Raw genomic sequence first — 17476 nt, forward strand, 5'->3', positions numbered from 1 at the left:
CGTCCGCAGCGCTCAAGAGCCGGCGGATTCGACCTTCGATAACCCGGCCATGATATCGTCCCGGTCGCCCTGAAAGCTTGCCCTGTCCGCCGCATGTTCGGCGAAAGCGCGCGCTTGCCCGATCAGGAACGCGGTCAGGCCGGCAGGCTGTCCCGCTTTGCGGCCCCGCTCCACCAGTTTGCGAATATTATCGAGAAGCCGCAGCGTGACCGATGGATAGTCGCAGGCCGCCTGACGCAGAGCCGCCAGCGGATCCCTGAACAAGCCTTCGAAATCCTGGCCCGGCAGTTCGAAGCGCCGATCCCTTGCCCACACGGCGACAAGTCCGTCGTCGACCCAGCGATCCGCCTGACCCTCCATCGCCTTTGCCAGCCGATCGGCACAGGCTATCGCGGTGTAGAAGTCATTGACCGCGGGCGACAGCGCTCTTGCCGCGATTTCAACCAGCAGGCGAACGCGGAAGACCACGCCCTGCGCATCGCTGCGAAAGTCGCCGATCGCCACGCTGTCGGAAAGCTTTTCGCAATCCGCATACGGGTATTGCAGGCGCAACATCGGCTCTCCTGCGAGCACATGCTGGCCGGGGGCACAGCAAACGCGGATCGCGCCCTCGTGCTGACGCAGCATCCTGGCCAATCGCGGAAGGTCCGCGCCTTCCACGTACCCCTCGCGCGGAGCGGTAATCGTCTGCCCCCATTCGCCCGCGAATTCCGTGCCCGAGCTGAGCTCGTTTTCGGGTTTGGCCGCCTCTTTGCCGAGATAATGGATCGACCGATCGACAAAGATCGTGCGCCCCAGATCATGCAGGGCCACCGACAGCATCAGCACGTTGATGGCCTGGAACCCGATGACCGCGCCGATCGAACCCAGAGGCGTGCGAGACAAGGGCGCTTCCGCATCGATCGCACCCAGGATTGCGAGCGAGAAGACCAGGGTGAAGCAGAGACCTGAGAGAGAGACCCTGACCAGCCGCTTGTCCAGCCACCGGTCCACCAGGCGAACGCCCAGATTGCTGCTCGCGACGGTCAGAACGAGAAGGGAAATCGAGAAGTAAAGCGTGAGGAAAGCAGCGTTGATCCCAACAGCGACCCCCACCAGGTCCTTTGCCGTGTCGGATGTCGCGACCGGCGACAGATCATTCCCCAGCAGGAACTGGGTGAAAAAGTCCCGGTCGATCGCCAATGCGGCCACCGCACACGGAATGGCCGCCAGAACGGCCAGCATCGGCAGCGACCAGTAATTCGCGACGAGCCGGTGCCACGCCCAATTGCGGCGGCCCTTTACCCCTCCGCCCGACACATTTGCCATTTACGGATTGCCCCCTGCTGGTTTGGCGTTTTTCGAACTTGCGACCGGAACAGAATGATTAAACCGGAATTAAGTTGCGGCGCGCGCGCGCTTTGCAAATGGCATCTCGCCGTATGCGAAGGTCTGTATAAGGGGCTATGCATGCAAACAGGGGCAATCGCCGATACATTCGGCAATATTGAAAATCTCGTCACTCTAACCAGCGGGCAATACACCATGGGGTCGCTGATCCTGATGGTAAGTTATGGCGCGCATTTTGCCTTCATTATCTATTTCCTCACGAGCTCGCTCCAGCTGGCTCCCCGGTACCGGATCGTACCCGTCTTGTCGGCGGTGGTGATGGCATCGGCGGGACTTAGCCTGCTTCGTGAATTTACGACGTGGCAGGCGGCCTATACGCTTATCGGTGGGCAATATGTCCCAGCAACCGATGGCGAGAGTTTCACGAACGCCTACCGCTATGGCAACTGGACTATCACCGTTCCGCTTCTGCTGTCGCAGCTGCCGATTGCGTTTGGTCTGGCGCGGTCCGTCACACACAAGAAGATCATCCGCATGTCGATCCCGGCGCTGCTGATGATCTGGACCGGCCTGATGGGCCAGTTCGGCGAGACGGGTGATTTCGCTCGCTTGAACCTGTGGGGCGTTATCTCGACGGTGTTCTTCGTATGGCTGATCGTGGAAGTTCGCGGTGTGATCACAGCGGGCATCGCCAACAGTCCGGTGGAGATCAAGGCATGGCCGGCAAATCTGTGGTGGTACTTCCTCGCCACCTGGGGTCTCTACCCCATAGCCTATGCCTTGCCGCAACTCGGTGCCAGCGGAGACGTGGTGGTGGTTCGCCAGCTGCTGTTCTCCATCGCGGATATTTCGTCCAAGCTGCTCTATGGCATCATCCTTTCTCGCTATGTGCTCCGTCGCAGTGCGCTGGAAGGCTACGTCCCGGCCGCAGAGGCGCTCGAGACGACAGCGATCGGAGCGAAGGCTGCCTCCGCTCGCGGCGACTGACAATTGCGCATCGGGAAAACCGTTGCGTCCCAAGGGCTCCGGCACAGCGCCGGGGCCCTTGTTTTTCCCGGGCTTCTGGCAGCTGCGGCACTGGTTCAGGGTTTTTACCCAGAATGGGCGCTACCGCTTGGCCTCGTATTTTTCATTCTGGGCTTTCCGCATGGGGCCGGGGACGAACAAGCCGGCCGTTTCATCGCCTATAGCGCTGGTCGAAGCGGAGCCTATGTCCTCGTCGCCGCCTCGATCGGCGCACTCTACATCGTGCAACCGCTCGCAGGTTTGACGTTCTTTTTTGGCTTATCCGTCTGGCACTTTGCGCGCGAGGGTGAATTCGCTGGGACCGCTGGATCATGGGCGATTGCTCTTCTCGGCGTGGGCGGCAGCATGCTGTTCCAGCCGCAGATGACCGCCGCAATTTTAAGTTCCGCCATCGGTGCCCCCATTCCCCATCCATTTGCTGCCCTGCTCGCCATTCTGGGCGCAACTGGACTGCTCCTTGCCATTGCCGCTCTCGTTCGCGCGGAGGCTCGCGGTTCGGAAGCCATCCTGACAGCGATAGCGGTTGCGTTTCTCAACCCCGTGCTTGCGGTCGGACTGATTTTCCTCACGACCCATGCATGGCCGGTCCAGTGGTCGCAGATCACCCGCTATGGAGCACGTACCGTGCTGAATGCCGTCGGCTTGACCAGTATCGCCGCCGCAATCGGCGCATCTGTGCTGGTGTGGGCGGTGGTTCAGGGAATTCTCGCGATCTCGATGGCGGCAGCGATCGCCTTTGCCCTTGCCATGCCGCACATGCTTACCGAGCGATTGGACCGTTAATCGCTCATCCACCATGACCTTACTTATTCAAGCGGTCTTTTTCATTTCCACCCGGCAGATCAGCGTCCGCGCTTCTTCGGCGGGCATCGGCCGGCCGAAATGGAAACCCTGGATCTTGTTGCAGCCCATGCGGCGTATCATGGCCGCCTCGTCTGCGTTCTCCACGCCTTCGGCGGTCGTGCTCATGTTGAGGCTTTCCGCCATTGCGACGACGGCGCGGATGATGGCGAGGCTTTCCGGATTGTCCTGCGCGGCCCCCTGCACGAAGGAACGGTCCACCTTGATCGTGGAGAACTTCAGCGTTTTCAGATAGCCGAGAGAGGAATACCCGGTCCCGAAATCGTCCAGCGCGACCGAACAACCGAGCGCCATCACCTGCTCCAGCGCGCGTTTGGCTACGTTGGCATCGCGCAGGAAGATGCTTTCGGTAACTTCCAGCTCCACTCTCTCGGGGGCGAGCCCGCTGGTAGCCAGCGACTGGACGACGGTGCTCACGAAATCCGGCTCGATCAACTGTTCCGGGGACACATTGATATTGACCTTCATGGGGGCGGGCCACCGCGCCGCCTCCATCATCGCCTGGCGCATTACCCAGTGCCCGATCGGCACGATCAGGCGCGTCTCTTCCGCCAGCGGAATGAACTTTGCAGGACTGACGAACCCGTGCTCGGCGCTGTTCCAACGCACCAGCGCCTCGAAACTGACGAGTTCTTCGCTGTTCGCATCGACGACCGGCTGGAAGTGCAGCGTCAGTTCTTCTCGCTTGAGCGCGCTGCGGAGCGAGAATTCGAGCTGGCGACGTTCTTCTGCAGAGGCATGAAGCGAGGGTTCATATTCGAAATGCTCGCCGCCGCCGATGTCCTTGGACCGATAGAGCGCAAGATCGGCGTTGCGCATCAGCTCTTCCACGGACTTCCCGTCGCGCGGCCCCACGGCCGAGCCGATGCTGGCGCCGACGTAGAGCAGGTGGTCGTCCACCCGATAGGGTTCGGAAAGCCCGTCTATGATACTGCGGGCAAGCTCCTCCAGCCGCTCGTGGTCGCTGGCATCGCGGATCACGACCGCAAACTCGTCACCACCCAGCCGGCCGCAGCTCTCGCCTTCACCCATGAGCTCGCCGAGCCGATGCGCCACCTGCGCCAGCAGCTTGTCGCCCACCATGTGCCCGAGCGAATCGTTGACCGCCTTGAACCGATCGAGGTCGATCATGAGGAATGCGCAGCGGGTCCGCCACTTTTCCGCGAAGCGCAGCGCTTCGGTCATGGCCTCGTGAAGCATCAACCGGTTGGGCAGCCCGGTAAGCGTGTCATAACGCGCGAGATAGGCGATTTTCTCGCTGGATTCATGTTCGGCCGTAACGTCGGACCCGACCCCGCGGAAACCGGTGTATTCGCCGTGCTCGTCGAGCATCGGCGTGCCCGACAGCTCCCACCACTTGCGCTGTCCACCGAGTGAAACCTCGACCACCAGGTTCGAGAAGCTTTCGCGGTTCTTCAGTTTTTCCGCGAGATGATGCAGGCTCGGCGCGAACTGGCCCGTGGACCAGCTCTCGCCGGAAATCAGTTCGATGAAGCTTTTGCCCTCGATCTCTCCCAGTTCCTGACCCAGCGCAAAAGCGAGCCGCGGCGAAACCGAGCGCAGGCGACGATTCTTGTCGAGCTGGAAAAGCCAGTCCGCATCCGAATCCTCGTATTCGCGAAGCAGCAGCGATACGACCTCGCTCGATTCGTTCATGTCCAGCTCGGCGACGCGCGCCTGGTGCAGCGCACGCGCACTTTCAATCGCGGCAGCCGTCGCGAACAAACCGGTGAAAGCGGCGATCGACGCGAGGTACATATCTCCGGAAAGAAAAAGGCCTGCCGACCAGCCTAGCGCGAGCCCACAGCTGAACAGAACCGAACCGAATGGCGCACTGTATCGACTGGTAGCGGCCGCAAGACCAAGCAGCGCCACGAAGGACCAGGCGGTGGCATTGGTGGCGGTGTCGGCATAAGGGACGAAGAGGATCGCCGCCGCCCCCCAGGCAAGTCCCTTGGCCAGCGCATTCATGCTGTGATGCATGAAGGCGAGGCGCGTTATCCCCCTGATATCGGCGTGGCGCAGGGATTTGTCGATAAGCATGCTGTGCACAACCAGCAGCATGACGGCACCGGCCCAACCGGCAAGAGCGGTCAGTTCGACTTTGTCGTGGTATATCAGGGAAACGCAGAACACCGCGCAAACATGCAGGGCAAAGCGTGCCCAGGCCTTTTGAGCCAGGAGGGCATATTGCTGGCCCTGCAGCCGCGACCAGACGGCACCGGAGCCTGACAGGCCCAGTATCTCGCCGATCGGCAGGTTGCGATGATCGTCACCGGTCGAGTGAAGCTTTCTACTCACCGGCGCTCGATAGCCGCGCAGCCTTTAACCGTCGGTAAACCGGAAAATAGCGAAATCTTAAAGCGGTAACCTGGGTGCGCGCTACTCTACCGTCACCGACTTGGCGAGATTGCGTGGCTGGTCGACATCGGTGCCCTTAACGCAGGCGACATGATAGGCCAGCAGTTGCACCGGAACCGCATAAACCAGCGGCGCGATCAGCGGGTGAACAGCAGGCATCTCGATAGTCGCAAGGCATCCCTCGCCCGCCTCGGCAAGGCCCTCCGCGTCCGAAATAAGCACGACCTTGCCGCCGCGGGCGCGAACCTCCTCCATATTGGACACGGTCTTTTCGAACAGGGGGCCCGATGGGGCCAAGACGATAACGGGCACATGGTCGTCGATCAGGGCGATAGGCCCGTGCTTCATCTCGCCGGAGGCATACCCTTCGGCATGGATGTAGCTGATTTCCTTAAGCTTCAAGGCGCCTTCGAGCGCCAGCGGATAATCTGCACCCCGGCCCAGATAAAGAACGTCGCGCGCCGGGGCGATAAGATGCGCCATCGCGGCAATGTCCTCATCGTGATCGAGCGCGGCATTGAGGGCGGCCGGCGCCTCCATGAGATGCCTGACAACCTCTGCCTCCTCCGCCCGGTCCATGCGCCCTTTCTTGACCGCCATATGCGCGGCGAGGGCCGCCAGCACTGCCAATTGGCACGTAAACGCCTTCGTACTGGCTACACCAATCTCGGGACCGGCATGAGTGGGAAGCAAAAGATCCGCCTCGCGCGCCATGGAACTTGTGGGCACATTGACCACCACCGCAATCGTCTGCCCTTCCTGACGACAGTGCCGCAACGCGGCGAGCGTATCTGCGGTCTCTCCGCTCTGGCTGATGAATAGGGCCAGGCCGCCATCCTCCAGAACTGGCTCGCGATAACGAAATTCGCTGGCGACATCGATATCCACCGGAACGCGCGCAAAGCGTTCGAACCAGTATTTGGCTACCATCCCGGCATAGAAACTCGTCCCGCAGGCGACGATGGTGACGCGGCGAATGGTCGAGATGTCGAAATCGAATTGCGGGAGAGCGACCACACCCTCCGCAGGGCGAAGGTAGGACCCCAGCGTCTGCGCCACCACGGTCGGCTGCTCGAAAATCTCCTTCTGCATGAAATGGCGATAATTGCCCTTTTCGACCGCCGCGGCCGATGCGCCCGAGTGGACGACAGCCCGCTCTGCGACGCTGCCTGTCTCGTCGCGGATCTCGGTGGCGTCGCGGGTGATCGTCACCCAGTCCCCCTCCTCCAGATATGCGATCCGCTGCGTGAGCGGGGCCAGCGCAAGCGCGTCGGAGCCGAGGAACATCTCGCCCTCGCCATAGCCGACCACCAGTGGCGAGCCGAGCCGGGCACCGATCAGGAGATCCGGGTGCGCGCGAAAGGCTATAGCCAGGGCGAAGGCGCCACGAAGTCGTGGAAGCACGGCTGCGACCGCATCCTTCGGAGAGGCACCATTCTCGATTTCACGGCTGACGAGGTGAGCTACGACCTCGCTGTCCGTCTCACTTTCAAGCGTACGCCCCTCGGCGAGCAATTCTTCGCGAAGCGGTTTGTAATTCTCGATGATGCCGTTGTGGACCAGGGCGACCTCGTCGGTAGCGTGAGGATGCGCATTGCTGGCGGTTGGGGCGCCATGCGTGGCCCACCGCGTATGCGCGATGCCGGTCGTACCGGGCGCGGGATCATGGGCAAGCACCCGCTCCAAATTGGCCAGCTTTCCTTCGGCGCGGCGGCGAACCATCCTTGCACCATCGAGAGTGCAGACGCCGGCGCTATCGTATCCGCGATATTCCATGCGCCGCAAACCGTCCACCAGTCGGTCCGCGACGTCGTCACCACTGACAATTCCGATTATTCCACACATCTAACACATGACCCAAAACAATGAGGCTGCGGCCAAATCAGGTTAGGTCATTATTGGCAAGGGGGGTGTCCGGCGTCAGCGCGCTACATGAGACGGAACGCGCCCAACCTCTCTATTTTTATCGGCGAGAGCGAGCACCAGAGCGACACCGCCCGCAAACCACATGATGAACCGGGAGAAATACAGAACGCCATCGACGAGCGACATGACAAGCAGGCAATCGACGAGAAGCATCAGCGGTATCGCGATCGGGTTCGCTTTGGCCACGCGGTGAAGCAGAAGCAGAAAACGGGCCATCAAATATCCCGCGGCGGAGCACGCGATGAGGCCCCAACTGCTCAACATCTGCACAATCGCATTGTGCGGCTGGACGTGACTTTCCCCGTGCAATTTCCCAATCCAATGAACCGCGCCTTCCCCTACCCCGAACAAGGGCGAGCCCTGAAATGCATGCATCATATTAGCCCAAAGGACCGTCCTCCCGCTTGAGACCTCCTGTAGATCACCGCTTCCAACGACGCCTAGCCGACCAAAAAATCCAAAGGCCGGATCAGGGGGCAACCATATTTCGGATGCCAGAACCCCAAGGATCGCGGCTGCCCCCGCAATCAGAATAGCGCGCCGCGGGGGAAAAGTTCGCAGCGTAAGAAGTATGACGAACACTGCGCCGCCCAGACCGTAAACGCCGCCACGCGTGCCCGACCAGAAAAGTAGGGCCGTCGCGGCGAAAATCACTGCGAAAACGAATGTTCGCTCGCGTCCATTCGCATTGAACTCATAGAGCGAGCCGAGAGCGCACGCGAGGACAAGCGCGGCCCAGATGCCAAGGTGGCGCACGCTCAGACATCCCGGGATCGCGGAAGACCAGATGATCTTTCCCCCCCGGACGGTGTCAGGGTCCGGCACATTGCCTAGATGGATCGCCATGACTGGCAGGAAAATCAGAAACCCGGCAAGCGCGAACAGCCCCAGCCGCTGGAGCTGGTCCCGGTTCGGCGCCCCGATCACATGGAAGATCGCGCAGGCGAACGCGATATGTACCAGCCAATAGCTGGCCCTGACGAGCGAGTAGACCGGATCAGCCGAGATGAAGGCCGAGCTTATCCAGAACGTCCCCAGGAACACGCCTATCGCGATTTTCGCTGGACGATCGAACCGCTGGAATATCTCACCATAGCGCATTCCGCGCTGACGCGCCCAGAGGACCACTGCCAGTTCGACGAGAATGAACGGTACGTCGAGCTGACGCAGACCCTCGGGCCACCCCGGCGTAACGTGATAGACATAGGTTCTGAAGATAATCGCGGCGAGGACCGGCGTAAGGCCGATCGCCGCGCCGATTATGAGCACCGGATCGATTGATCGGGCCGCGACACGGGGTGTATCAGGCTCGTAGCTTGCCAACGCGTCGCTCATCAGGCCGGAGCTAGAGAGGTTTGGTAAATTTAGCGTAACCGCTGGCTGGCGGCGCGGGGCAGAGACGCATTCGTTCAATCAAAATTTACCATGCTGCGGTAGTGCCCCTCCCAGCGTTCTGCAGCGGCTGGCGACATTTGATCCATCCTACCACTCATCTTCGAGGTCCCACAAACACGGTCAGGCCCACCCTGGCCGACATGTCGGCGGTCTCGCGGAAACCGGAGTGGCACCCGCTTTCGGGACTACGCTCGGCCAACCTCGTCCTGGCGGGTTGTCTCGCGCTGGCGACGATCCTGATCCGCCTGCCGAACTTCGGCGATCCGACATACCATATCGATGAGGCGTTCTATCTTCTCGTAGGCCAGCAAATGCACCACGGGATGATTCCCTACGTGCACATCTGGGATCGAAAGCCGGCCGGTCTCTTCATCCTTTACGCCGGTATCGCTCAGTTCGGTACGGTGGCGAGCTATCAGATCTTTGCTGGTTTTCTCGCCTGGGCGACGGCCTTCGTCACCGCGCTGATCGCCACGCGCTTTGTCGGCCGGGTGGCCGCCTTCGCGGCAGGCATCGTCTATCTTGCCGTGATCGGCGCGCTGGCTGGCGGGGGTGGGCAATCGCCCGTCTTCTACAATTTGCCCGTCGCGCTCGCTGCTCTTCTGGTTCTCAGGCGCGTGTCGGGTGAGGCCGGCGGCACCCGGGCCGACCTTTCGGTCATGCTTCTGTGCGGTCTCGCGCTAACGGTAAAGCCAACGGCAATCGCGGAGGGGATGTTCTTCGGTGTTGCCCTGATGACGATCCATTGGCTGGATAGCCGTGATGCCTGGAAAACCTTGCGCCACGGGATTGCCTTGGTTGCTGTGGCACTCCTTCCGACGGTCGCGATCTGGCTATGGTTTCTCGCGATGGGCCAGTTCCAGACATATTGGTACGCGACCATGGTGTCGGTCTTCCAGACCGCGTCCCCCGCCCCGCAGGCCAGCGCGGTTCGCCTCAAATACCTTTTGCAGATCATCGCGCCTGCCGCGGGCGTTGCCGCGTTCGGGCTCGGTGTGCTCTGGAGCCGCGCGCGACTTGGGCTGTATGAGCGCAAAATCGCCATCTTCCTGAGCGGGTGGGTGGCGGCGGCATTGGCTGGGTTTCTTCTCGTGCCGAACTTCTACGATCATTATGCTCTGCCGCTTGCGGCCCCGATGGCCGTGGCCGGGGCAGCGCTGTTCGACCGGGCCAGAATTGGACCGGTGATCGCCGCCATCCTCATTGCGCAGCTTTTTGCCGTGAGCGGCTTTCCGCGCCAGCAATGGGACAGAAACGCGCAGGCCCGCTCCGGCTTCAAGGCGACAAGCGAATTGATCGCCCACCATGCTGGTGGAAGCTGCATCCTGGTCTACGATGCAACCCCGGCCCTTTACCGCGCGGGTCCGCCCTGCGGGGGGAGTCGTTTCCTGTTCCCCGAACATCTCAGCAACGCGCGGGAGGCCAATGCAATAGGGGCTGATCCGATACGGGAACTGACGCACGTTTTGGCACGGAAGCCCGGCGTAATCGTGATGGCCGAGCAGCCCTCCGTTTCGACTCCCAACTGGACCACGCGCGATCTCCTGCGCACGTATGTCGAGCAAAATTACGAAAGGGTCGGGCAGCAGGTCCTCACCGATGTGGTCGGGTCGCAGGAGGTATCCGTATGGCGGCGCCGCATCTGACCGATCATTCGCAGGGCAGATTTTAGGACAATGCTAAGGTTTCCAAACTATTGACCAGGGCCTCGAAACACTCGGCGCGGTACTGCGATCACGACGCCGTTTCGCTGACGGTTCACTAACGAGGGTCTAGACGCAAATGAGTGCATTCGGACGGAAGAACGGGCCTGCCGGCATGGCGCCGGGGGCGCGGCCCCAGTTCGGTGTCGCCCGCCCGATGCAGGCCGGGGGCACGGCCAATGCGCCCCGTCCCGCGGGCGACAATCAAGTGCCCCAGAGCGCCGCGCCCGCCTCGCCAGCCCCCGCACCCCACCGCCCGGTCAATGCCGAAGACGCGATGGGCCGTCTCAACGATCGCATGAATGCATCACACTCCGGCCAGTCGGAGGTCGGAGGTTTCGAGGCAAGCATCCACAAGATCAAGGAGCAGGTGCTTCCCCGCCTGCTCGAACGCGTCGACCCCGAAGCCGCCGCGACGCTGACCAAGGACGAGCTGAGCGAGGAATTTCGGCCCATCATCCTGGAGGTGCTGGCCGAGCTGAAGGTCACCCTCAACCGCCGCGAACAGTTCGCGCTGGAAAAGGTGCTGGTGGACGAACTGCTCGGCTTCGGTCCCTTGGAAGAGCTGCTGTCCGATCCCGACGTCAGCGACATCATGGTCAATGGCCCTGACCAGACTTATATCGAAAAGAAGGGCAAGCTCACCATCGCGCCGATCAAGTTCCGCGATGAGACGCACCTGTTCCAGATCGCCCAGCGTATCGTGAACCAGGTCGGCCGCCGCGTCGACCAGACCACCCCGCTGGCCGACGCGCGCCTCAAGGACGGTTCGCGCGTCAACGTCATCGTGCCCCCGCTGTCACTACGCGGCACCGCGATCTCGATTCGTAAGTTTTCCGAAAAGCCGATCACGCTCGACATGCTTCAGGGCTTCGGCTCGATGAGCGAGAAGATGTGTACCGCCCTGAAGATCGCGGGCGCGTGCCGGTTCAATATCGTTATCTCCGGAGGTACCGGTTCGGGTAAGACGACCATGCTCAACGCTATGTCGAAGATGATCGACCCGGGCGAGCGCGTTCTCACCATCGAGGATGCCGCCGAACTTCGGCTGCAACAGCCGCACTGGCTGCCGCTCGAAACGCGGCCCCCCAACCTTGAAGGTCAGGGCGCGATCACCATCGGCGATCTGGTGAAGAACGCCCTGCGTATGCGCCCCGACCGCATCATCCTGGGCGAAATCCGCGGCGCGGAGTGCTTCGACCTGCTCGCCGCGATGAATACCGGCCACGATGGCTCCATGTGTACGCTTCACGCCAACAGTCCACGCGAGTGCCTCGGACGCATGGAAAACATGATCCTGATGGGCGACATCAAGATTCCCAAGGAAGCGATCAGCCGCCAGATCGCCGAATCGGTCGATCTGATCGTGCAGGTGAAGCGCCTGCGCGACGGTTCGCGCCGCACCACCAATGTCACCGAGGTGATCGGCATGGAAGGCGACGTGATCGTGACGCAGGAACTGTTCAAGTTCGAATATCTGGACGAGAGCGAAGACGGCAAGATCATCGGTGAATTCCGCTCGTCCGGCCTACGCCCCTATACCTTGGAAAAGGCACGCCAGTTCGGCTTCGATCAGGCCTATCTGGAGGCTTGCCTCTGAACCGCCGCATTCCGCCGCAAGCGTTTCAAAACCCGTTTTTTCTCCAATTTCAGTGAAATTTGTCGGCCCGATACAAGCTCGGCCGGGGTGCTTCCGCTAAAGCACGGCCCGCACCTTTGGAGCGGATCATGCCATTTCTCTTTTCGACAGGCTCCCTCGCGCGCGATGGGCTGCGCACGGCAACGCCGCGCCGCACCGAGCAGGCCCCGGTCTTCGAAGCGCTGTTCATGCAGTCCTTTGTCGAGATGCGTGCCCGCGAAGGTGCGCGCAACCGGAAAGCGCCGGAAGCGATCAGCTCCTGATCAGCGCGGGAACGGACGCCGCGAGTAGCCCCACGCCCAGCACCGCGCAGGACAGGAAAACCCCGGTCCAGGGCACCCAGCCGACGCTGTCCGGTCTGCCGACGCGATCCCGGCGATGACGGCGCCGGTCCATGACGAAGGCCACCAGCGCGACTGCAAGAAAAGCCACGCCCCATAAAGCGCCCACGGTGGCTTCGGCGGCAAACAGGATCCAACCTGGCAAATAGTCCGACATCGCGCGCGGATATGGTATTTCGATATCGTGCGGCAATGGCCGGTGCGTAACAAGCCCGGCGGCGGGGCCTTGCTTCGATCCCGCCCGGCCCTATGGCACCCGAATGGACGGCACCATCGCCCAGCCCCGCCCTTTTCTCGCGCTCGGGTTGCGGCTCGCCGCGGCGGGCGCGCTCGCGACCATGATGATGCTGGTCAAGCTGGCGGGAACGCACGACGTTCACCTGCTGGAGATGCTGTTCTGGCGGCAGGCGCTGACGTTTCCCCTGATCCTCGCGATCATGTTCGCCGCCAAACGTCTGCACGAATTGAAGACCGAGAGGCCCGGCGCTCACGTCAGGCGATCGGTCTACGGCATCACGGGGATGGTCTTCGTCTATGGATCGGTGCTGCTTCTGCCGCTGGCGGAGCAGGCGACCATCAGCTTCACCGCCCCGTTGTTTGCGGTGCTGCTTTCGGCCTTTTTGTTCGGCGAGAAGGTGGGTGTCTATCGCTGGAGCGCGGTGGCGCTTGGTTTTGCCGGAATTGTGATCGTCATGCGGCCGGGCGGAGACATTTCGATGGTCAACCCGCTGGGCGTATTCGTGGGACTGGTCGCAGCCTTCCTCGTGGCGCTGATCAGCTATCAGATCCAGGATCTCAATCGCACCGAAAGCCCGTGGGCAATCGTCGCCTGGTTCACCGGGCTCACCGCGCCGGTGATGGCGCTTGCCCTGCCCTTCGTCGGCAAGGCGCACGATCTTCGCACGTGGGGGATAATCGGCGCGATGTCGCTTGCCGGCGCCACGGGTCAGATCCTGCTCACGAGCTCGCTGCGCTATGGCCACGCAGCAACCATCATCGTGATGGATTATACCGCCCTGCTGTGGGCCACCTTCTATGGCTGGCAGGTGTTCGGACGGCTTCCGCCGGCGACCCTGGCTTTCGGCGCGCCTCTGATCCTGGCGGCGGGGCTGGTCATCGCATGGCGCGAACGATCGCTGGCCCGCCGGGCGGCGTCGGGAACCGGGGAAGCGCCAACGGGTTGAATGCCACACGGTGGGATCACAGCCCTTCGGGAAAAAGGACAAACTCCATGCGTAAACTGATTATGGCATTCGGCCTTGCCACGCTGACCTTGACAGCCACGGCCTGCAATACGGTCAAGGGCGCGGGCGAAGACATCCAGTCCGTCGGACAGGCCGGCGAAGACGCGATCGACTGATCTTTCCCAAAGGGAAGGACCACGAAAGCCCCGCCCATCGGCGGGGCTTTTTGTTGGCGGTGCCTGCCTTTTCGGTTGGCGAGCCGACGCAAACCACCTCGACCATCCGGGCTTCGTGCTCGACACGGCCCCCGCTCGTCCTGCGCGCACCGGTCGGCACCGGAGATAGGGTGATAGAGGCGAAGCCGGTACGCACCCTGCACGGCGTAGCCGATGCATCTCGCTGCCGCTCAATACACCCTTAGGGCCGAAGTCCGCTTACAATCCCAAAATCCGAACATTCGGAACTGCGATGCACGTCCACCAAGTAGATCGTCCGCTTGGCTCGTTTTTGGCCCCAAACTGGACTGTCAGCAAACGACCCCATTGCGGACGTTGGTTTAGATACGATAGCAAGCCACCGTCTGGTCCACAAAAGGGGGGTGAGCTCTGGCCGACGGAGTCTCAAAACACTGGAAGCTCGAATTGTCTGCATTCTCAGCGGTCGGCTTGATTCTCCTCGGCGCAGCATTCTATTTCGCCAATGAGAGGGCGTCGAACCCTTGGACACCCGTAAAGGGCGTTGTCGTGCGGACAGGAATGGCGAGCGATTACGATGGGAACCACCCTATCGTGGTGGTAAGGTTGCCAGATGGTCGCGAAGTCCAGGTGCCTATTTTTAAGGGCCAATATCAAAACTGCTTTGCTGGTAGATCGATTTCCTTAATCAAGCAGGGGATAAGCTATCGGGTGGCGTTGGAGGGTTGCGCATAGAGAAAGCGCAATGTCCGCTTTCCACCCCAAATCCGGCCATCCGAGTGCCCCTCGTGTTCAGCCGAAAGCTGACGCATCGCACCCGATCAGTCAGCTCCGGAAATCGCGCGGAGCAATTGGCTGGTCCAGCTTCAAAGCTCGCGTTGTTCTCTTTCTGTTTCCTCCGCACCTGCAATTTGCTATAGCGCGCAGGCTCTTTCCCATCGTCCGCCCCCCACCAGTTCGTCAGCTGCCAGATTGCGCGCGTGGCGAAGTCGCAACCATGCGTGATCGCAGCAACGCCCGACGGCCTCGGCAAGACCATCTGGGAAAAAACGCGAAAGTGGCACCATCCCGCGCGATTTTCGCGCTTAGCACCTGAAATTGCACATCTTTCCAGCCGGAGAGAGTTTTGTAAAACCCCCGCGTGTGCGGTCCGTGTCTCGGTCCGATTCTGCCCTCCCCCGGCGGCTTGTCCTCAGTTCACCTACCGTTCGTGCCCTTCCCAGTTAGGCGCGCGCAATTTGCGCTGAGCCGGCAGGCGCGTAAGGCCTCTATGGCGCCATCGGGGTGGCCAGGCTGCGCGCGGCGCGCAAAATGGCATCGTTGTCATGCACGAACCGGCCCGCAACCGGCCGCAGCGCACAGTAAAGGGCCGCACGCGCCACCACTGCGGCATCGATCGAGCGGAAGACCCGCCAGCGCCCGACCAGAAGCTGATTGACGAAGGGACTCGCCGCGATGGCGAGGCGTTCCTTCGCGCGGCGCTCTCCCCCGCGCTTCCCGCGCAGCAACCCCGGCCGCAGCACGTCCAACCGCCGGAAGCCCAGCTTGGCGAGGTCGCGATCGGTCTCGCCCTTCACGCGGAGGTAGAAGCTGCGCGAATGGGGATCCGCGCCGACCGAACTGACGGATACGAAGCGTTCGACGCCATTGGCCCGGGCCGCGCGCGCGACATCGAGGACGAGTTGCTGGTCCACTGCGCGGAAGGCTTCCTCGCTCTTGCCCGCCTTGCGCCAGGTAGTGCCAAGCGCGCAGATCACGGTGGCGGGCTTCAGCGCCTCGATCACCTCCCCCCAATGGCCGGGATCGGCGACGAACTGCTCCATCCGGGCGCCCGGGGGGAGCGCAGCCTCTCGGCGGCCGATGGCCGCAAGGCTCACGTCCTCGCGCCCCACGCAGGCGCGCATCACCTCACCCCCTACCAGCCCGCTGGCGCCAAACAGGGCGATGCGGACCGGATCAGACATTGCTGAGCCCTTCGGGCAGCCTGCCATAGATCCGCGCGCACTGCTCGATGGCGTAGCGGTCTGTCATCCCGGCGATGAAATCACAGATGTGGCGGCTCCTTTCGGGTTCCTGCTCAGGCAAGGCCTTGCGCCAATGGAGAGGCATGGTTTCGGCATCCTGACTATAGGCCGCGAACAGTTTCGCCACCACCTCGCGGGCGCGCTCGGCCGTCGTGATCTGGTCTTCGTGGTAATAGAGCTTGTCGTAAAGGAAGGTCTTCAATCGCCGCTCCTGCGTGGCCATGGCCCCGGAGAAGGCAGCGGTCGGCCTGCCCGCTTCGCGCACATCCTCAGACGAAGCAAGGCCCTGTGCCCGATCCGCCGTGGTGGCAATCACATCGTTGACCATCAATCCGATCTGATCGCGGACCAGCTCGCGCAACTGCCGCTCGCGCGGGGCATTGGGAAAGCGCGCCTCCACCCGGCGCCAGAGATCGGCCACGAAATCCAGTTCGAGCAGCTGGTCGAGGTCGAGGAAGCCGGACCGCAGCCCGTCGTCGATATCGTGGTTGTCGTAGGCGATGTCGTCGGCAAGGTTGGCGACCTGCGCTTCCAGCGAGGGCCACTGACCCAGCGCCAGCGGGAAGGCGCGATCAACCTCCGCCAGCGCCCAGTTGGGGGCGGCGACGGGGCCGTTGTGCTTGGCCATTCCCTCCAGCATTTCCCAGGTGAGATTCAGCCCTTCGTGCGCGCAATAGGGGCTTTCCAGCCGCGCCACCACGCGCACGGCATGGGCGTTGTGGTCGTAGCCGCCGGCATGGGCCATGGCTTCGGACAAAGCCCGCTCCCCTGCGTGGCCGAACGGCGGGTGGCCGATGTCGTGCGCCAGGCACAGCGCCTCGGTCAGATCCTCGTCCAACGCCAGCGCGCGGGCCAGGACGCGGCCGATCTGCGCGACTTCCAGGCTGTGGGTCAGCCGGGTGCGATAGAAATCGCCGTCGGGCGCTATGAACACCTGCGTCTTGGACCGCAGCCGGCGGAAGGCTGTGGAATGGATGATCCGGTCGCGGTCACGCTGGAAAGGGCTTCGGGGGCCGCGCGTCTCCCCGCCGGGATGCGGGTGTTCGCGCCCGCGGGTCTCGGCGGCGATGGAGGCAAAGGGGGCAAGCGTCATCTGCGCGCGAGGTAGGTCACCAGTCGCCAGGCGGCAACGGGAACAGCGCGTGAACCGCGGCCTATTTCGCCCCTTGCGCGATCCAGCCGCGGACGGCGTTGAGCCCGGCGGGGTCCAGTGTGTCCTTGCCCAGTTCGGGCATGGCGACGCCGGGTTCGGTGCTGGCCATGCGGTGGTAGAGAATGGATTCGTCCGGTTTGCCCGGCACTACATCGTACAGCAGCTTGCCCGCCCCGCGCCCAGCGGCGACGGGATGCTTCATGATGCCGATCGCGTGCGGGTCGTCCTGCTCCCAGCGCAGATCAAGCCCGCTGTTGGAGGCGCCCGCCGCCGGGCGATGGCAATGCGCGCAGTTGACGTCGAGATAGGCACGCGCCGCCGCCCGCACTGGCGCATCGGC

The 17476-nt window shown here is 62.5% G+C and carries 14 protein-coding genes and 1 pseudogene; 7 read left to right on the plus strand and 8 right to left on the minus strand.

Annotated elements, in window-relative coordinates:
• Positions 1 to 12: 12 nt before the first annotated feature.
• The gene (locus ACFDTG_RS09000; RefSeq protein WP_375290695.1) at positions 13 to 1308 is read right to left on the minus strand and encodes a DUF2254 family protein; all 1296 of its coding nucleotides are present in this window, start codon (positions 1306 to 1308) and stop codon (positions 13 to 15) included.
• A gap of 141 nt (positions 1309 to 1449) precedes the next feature.
• Between ACFDTG_RS09000 and ACFDTG_RS09005 the strand changes: the two genes are divergently transcribed.
• Both ACFDTG_RS09005 and ACFDTG_RS09010 read left to right on the plus strand, forming a co-directional pair.
• On the plus strand, positions 1450 to 2316 hold the full coding sequence (locus tag ACFDTG_RS09005; protein ID WP_375290696.1) for a bacteriorhodopsin: 867 nt from the start codon (positions 1450 to 1452) through the stop codon (positions 2314 to 2316).
• A 3-nt stretch (positions 2317 to 2319) separates the two neighbouring features.
• Positions 2320 to 3138 (plus strand): Brp/Blh family beta-carotene 15,15'-dioxygenase, encoded by an 819-nt coding sequence (locus ACFDTG_RS09010; protein ID WP_375290697.1) that lies wholly within the window; start codon positions 2320 to 2322, stop codon positions 3136 to 3138.
• Positions 3139 to 3165: 27 nt separating this feature from the next.
• Here ACFDTG_RS09010 and ACFDTG_RS09015 read toward each other — a convergent pair whose 3' ends face one another.
• The 3 genes from ACFDTG_RS09015 to ACFDTG_RS09025 form a co-directional block, all read right to left on the minus strand.
• Positions 3166 to 5517, minus strand: coding sequence for a putative bifunctional diguanylate cyclase/phosphodiesterase (locus ACFDTG_RS09015; RefSeq protein ID WP_375290698.1), 2352 nt, complete (start codon positions 5515 to 5517; stop codon positions 3166 to 3168).
• 81 nt (positions 5518 to 5598) lie between these two features.
• On the minus strand, positions 5599 to 7422 hold the full coding sequence (gene glmS, locus ACFDTG_RS09020; RefSeq protein WP_375290699.1) for a glutamine--fructose-6-phosphate transaminase (isomerizing): 1824 nt from the start codon (positions 7420 to 7422) through the stop codon (positions 5599 to 5601).
• A 75-nt stretch (positions 7423 to 7497) separates the two neighbouring features.
• Positions 7498 to 8838 (minus strand): O-antigen ligase family protein, encoded by a 1341-nt coding sequence (locus tag ACFDTG_RS09025; RefSeq protein ID WP_375290700.1) that lies wholly within the window; start codon positions 8836 to 8838, stop codon positions 7498 to 7500.
• 200 nt (positions 8839 to 9038) lie between these two features.
• On the opposite strand from ACFDTG_RS09025, the gene ACFDTG_RS09030 reads away from it, so the two are divergent.
• The 3 genes from ACFDTG_RS09030 (at position 9039) to ACFDTG_RS09040 (ending at position 12503) form a co-directional block, all read left to right on the plus strand.
• Entirely contained in the window at positions 9039 to 10544 is a 1506-nt protein-coding gene (locus ACFDTG_RS09030; protein WP_375290701.1) for an ArnT family glycosyltransferase, read from the plus strand.
• Positions 10545 to 10680: 136 nt separating this feature from the next.
• Complete coding sequence (locus ACFDTG_RS09035; protein WP_375290702.1) at positions 10681 to 12201, plus strand: CpaF family protein; 1521 nt, start codon at positions 10681 to 10683, stop codon at positions 12199 to 12201.
• A gap of 128 nt (positions 12202 to 12329) precedes the next feature.
• Positions 12330 to 12503 carry a hypothetical protein gene (locus ACFDTG_RS09040; RefSeq protein WP_375290703.1) on the plus strand — a complete coding sequence of 58 codons (174 nt, stop codon included), beginning with the start codon at positions 12330 to 12332 and terminating at the stop codon, positions 12501 to 12503.
• Here the strand turns inward: ACFDTG_RS09040 and ACFDTG_RS09045 are convergent.
• Entirely contained in the window at positions 12493 to 12738 is a 246-nt protein-coding gene (locus tag ACFDTG_RS09045) for a hypothetical protein (protein ID WP_375290704.1), read from the minus strand. The genes ACFDTG_RS09040 and ACFDTG_RS09045 overlap by 11 nt on opposite strands.
• A 103-nt stretch (positions 12739 to 12841) precedes the next feature.
• Here ACFDTG_RS09045 and ACFDTG_RS09050 point away from each other — a divergent pair, with 103 nt between their 5' ends.
• The gene (locus ACFDTG_RS09050) at positions 12842 to 13765 is read left to right on the plus strand and encodes a DMT family transporter (RefSeq protein ID WP_375290705.1); all 924 of its coding nucleotides are present in this window, start codon (positions 12842 to 12844) and stop codon (positions 13763 to 13765) included.
• A 62-nt stretch (positions 13766 to 13827) separates the two neighbouring features.
• On the plus strand, positions 13828 to 13941 hold the full coding sequence (locus tag ACFDTG_RS09055) for an entericidin A/B family lipoprotein (protein ID WP_375290709.1): 114 nt from the start codon (positions 13828 to 13830) through the stop codon (positions 13939 to 13941).
• Positions 13942 to 15227: 1286 nt separating this feature from the next.
• On the opposite strand, the gene ACFDTG_RS09060 is transcribed toward ACFDTG_RS09055, so the two are convergent.
• From ACFDTG_RS09060 to ACFDTG_RS09070, 3 genes and pseudogenes are all read right to left on the minus strand, one after another.
• Complete coding sequence (locus ACFDTG_RS09060) at positions 15228 to 15923, minus strand: NAD(P)H-binding protein (protein WP_375290706.1); 696 nt, start codon at positions 15921 to 15923, stop codon at positions 15228 to 15230.
• On the minus strand, positions 15916 to 17076 hold the full coding sequence (locus tag ACFDTG_RS09065; RefSeq protein ID WP_375290707.1) for a deoxyguanosinetriphosphate triphosphohydrolase: 1161 nt from the start codon (positions 17074 to 17076) through the stop codon (positions 15916 to 15918). Before ACFDTG_RS09065 ends, ACFDTG_RS09060 begins: the two co-directional genes overlap by 8 nt.
• Positions 17077 to 17137: 61 nt before the next feature.
• Positions 17138 to 17476 (minus strand): annotated as a pseudogene (locus ACFDTG_RS09070) (hypothetical protein); the annotation flags it as partial.

The organism is Qipengyuania sp. (assembly GCF_042095715.1).
Taxonomy (GTDB): Bacteria; Pseudomonadota; Alphaproteobacteria; order Sphingomonadales; family Sphingomonadaceae; genus Qipengyuania.